Annotated in this window: 1 protein-coding gene; it reads left to right on the top strand. The window is 36.4% G+C overall.

The features are described 5' to 3' along the window. Nucleotides 1–1,070: 1,070 nt before the first annotated feature. Nucleotides 1,071–3,749: right-handed parallel beta-helix repeat-containing protein (locus B5V81_RS08460; protein ID WP_342356093.1), on the top strand; the 2,679-nt coding region annotated here is incomplete at its 3' end.

Here is a 3,749-nt window from a genome sequence, read left to right as displayed (position 1 = left end):
GGGCTTTCACAGACTTTTTAAAAATCTTCAAAGGATTTTCAAAGACCTTTCAAAGCTTTCTCTCACTTTTACCATGAAAACGCGCTTTTTACCATTTTTCGCATTCTTTGATCATTTTAGGTGTCAAAATCTATTTTGACAAAACGCGCATTTAATGCTAAATTTTATGCATAAAAACAACAAATTATCACCTATTCCTAACTAATCCCACCTCTTCCCACTTAATGCAAAACATACTGTCAAACTACACTTGTCATCGGGTTTTGCACAATTTGACAGCCGGTTTTGCAGCAATTCATTTTTAAAATTCACGTCTTTTTAAAAAATTAAAGGGGTTTTCAAAGGGGCTTCAAAGGCGGTTTTCTGGGCTTTCACAGATTTTTTTAAAAATCTTCAAAGGGTCTTCAAAGACCTTTCAAAGCTTTCTCTCACTTTTACCATGAAAACGCGCTTTTTACCATTTTTCGCATTTTTTGATCATTTTAGGTGTCAAAATCTATTTTGACAAAACGCGCTTTTAGTGCTAAATTTTATACATAAAAACAACAAATTATCACGTATTCCTAACTAATCCCACCTCTTCCCACTTAATGCAAAACCTACTGTCAAACTACACACAAAAAGATTTACTCTGTATTAACTTTAAAACAAGAGAAACTCTTCTTTTTTGAAAATATACAGCTTTAAAAATACTTCTCTTCTTTACATTATTTTTTCTTTTTTACTATCTTTTCTATTCATGGTATTTCTTTAATTATAAACCAACGAGGATTGGCATCAAATAATGTATGCCTTCAACAAAAATCTCATAAAATACCACTATCAGAGCTCTATCATATTACCGTAAATATGAAAAAATTACTTTTTACATATACTGAAAAATACATTACAAAGTAAACTTAAATATTTCGTATTTAAATATAAATTAAACTTTAATTTTGACAGAAAATGCAAAATAAATTATCAAAGCTATTGTATGAGTAAGTAACGAAAAGCAATATCTATTTTCTGTTCTTCTTTTGAAGTTCGGCGGGGAAGTGAATATTGGGGGCTTTAAAAGGAGAGTATTCGTGTATAAAAAATTCCTTCTGTCATCTATGGCGACAGCAGCTATTATACTGCTTAACGCTCAATTCAATGTCTATGCTGAATCTCTTGAAGTTTCTGGAGAGAAAAGAGAGATTAACGGTGGCCCCTATGAGACTCTTCACGCCTTAAAAGGTGGTCAAATCACCGGAACTGATTTGAAGATAACTGGAAATAAAGACACAAATTCAAGCTTAAACACAAATATCTACGTTATAAGCACTGAAGGCAAAGGCAGTGCCATTAAATTAACGGGAGATAAAACAACCATTAAAGGCACTGATTCTGACATCCGTTTTGGTCTTGAAGCAAAAGATAATGCGATACTTCAAATGACTGGGGGAACTATTACGGTTGTCGACACTGGCGTTTACTTCTTCAATAGTAATAGTACTGAAAACAGCCTAGAAAATGTGAAAATATCATTCGAATCCAATACCCCCTTTGACACCATTATGAACAAAGGAATAAGTGCTAACAACAGCACAGTCACTTTGAACAATGTGACCGTCTCTCAAGCAAGGAATGCCATAGTCGCAGATGATCACTCAACAATAACAATCTCTGGAGGATCATTTGAGAGCGCAAATGATGGAGTATCTGCAAAACAGGGAAGTTCCATTACTTTAAACAATACTACGGTCACATCATCTCAGAGAAATGGTGTCTATGCAGACGGTTCAGATTCAAAAATTATAATGATAGGAGGAAGTACAACAACGAAAAATGAACATTCTTTTGCATTGCGCACAGAAAACAAAGGAATAATCGATGCCACAGATGTTACGCTCACAACCAATGGCACAGGGACTGGTGCACTTGCGTATGGTGAGAAGAGCAAAATTGAATTGCATGGCAATACAATGATTAACAATACTTTTAACGGTCTTGGAGCAAGCCTTGGTGGCAAAATCACCAGCGAAAATTTAACTATTACCGGTGGAAAAGCTATCAATTTCAACACTCTCGAAGTACAGTCAGGTGTATGGGCAGGAGAATCTAGTGAAATTAATCTAATGGGCAAAATAATCATTCAAAATTTTGATGAAGGTCTTTATGCAGACGGTGGAGGCAAAATCACCAGTGGAGATTTAACAATAATCGGTGGTGAATCCGAAGAAGTAACCGTTGGTGTAAACACTTGGGAGACTGAGAGCAAAATTGAATTAAATGGGAACACAACTATTCAGAACGTTGATTTGGGCCTCTCTGCAAATGAAGATGCTACAATTAAAACGGGTAATGACATTAAAAATAACATAGAAGCAAAAAAAGTTGCATTAATCGTGATCAATGGCGGTCACATAGATCTCACAAATCTTTCTGCAACAGCAGGAGTTTCTGGCTTACAATTCGCAAATTTTACTGATAATGACCCTCTTGACCCAAGTGATCCAGAAAAATATCATAGCAATGAAATCAATTTAAACTGTGCAATTTTTCATATTGACAATGATACAGGGATTTTTGTTGGAGCTGTTGTTGAAAAAAGCATTGAAAATAGTCCTGCCCTATCAATCGGTACGCTCAATCTTAAAGATTCAAAAATCCATGCCGATGTATTATTAGATGATGGTATTTTTTGGAACAAAATTTCTTGGCCAGATGAAAAATTGTGGGATGGTAAAGAAGTTAAGGAGATAGCCAACGGTAGCTTCACCTTAAATGCAGATCATTCTACTTTAGAAGGCAGAGCAAACATTGCACAAGAAAGAAACGTACGCTTTGACCTGAAAAATGGTACGCAATGGATCTTAAAAAACAGCACACAAGAAAAAGATGCTGAGGGTAGTCTGCTTGATATCGCTCAAAGATCACGTTCTGATATTTCTGTTCTGGATCTCGAAAACAGTTCTCTTGTTTTTAAAGAACCAACAGAAAATCATTACCACACATTGCATATAGGCTCTGGTAAACCAGATACCAAAGCCGTCTATAATGCAACAGGCGATGCACAAATTTATTTCAATACAAAATGGACTGATGGCACACCAATAGCAGAGCAAGAAACCGATCGGCTTCTAATTAATGGGAATGTTTCAGGACATACAAATGTTCTTGTTAATTTAAAAGGGAACAGCACTCAAAAAAATATTTCTGATGTTGAGAAAAATGTACGGGGACTATCTCTTATACAAGTTTCTGGAACAGCCGAAGAAGATTCCTTCAAACTAGCTCATGGCTATACCACAATAGGCGGTTCTCCTGATAAATATATGCTCCGTGCCTATGGACCAAACTCAAGCCAAGGCAAAGCGAATATTGAACAAAGCCTCTTTGATGAAAAGGATGAAAATTTTTGGGATTTTCGCCTACAACCTGAATTTCTTAATTCTAACCCAGGTTCTGGTTCTAATCCAGAATCCGGCTCTAACCCAGGTTCTGGATCTAACCCTGAAGCAAATGTGCATGCGCCTGTAGCACAAATGGCAAGCTATTTGGTCATGCCCAATGCCCTCTTCTATAGTGGATTGACAGATATAGCAAAACAAAATGCCTTGTTAGCCAATCTCAGAACATCTGTCGTAGGAAAACAACAAGAAAAACAGAACGGTTTCTTCTTATACACCTATGGAAGCACAGGAACTTTATCCTCTGAAAACGCGCCTCATCAATATGGTTATAGCGGTGCTCATCTTCGCTATGCCGCTCTCCAAGGAGGA

The organism is Bartonella queenslandensis (assembly GCF_018155095.1).
Lineage (GTDB): Bacteria > Pseudomonadota > Alphaproteobacteria > Rhizobiales > Rhizobiaceae > Bartonella > Bartonella queenslandensis_B.
This window is presented reverse-complemented; position numbering and strand designations above follow the sequence as displayed.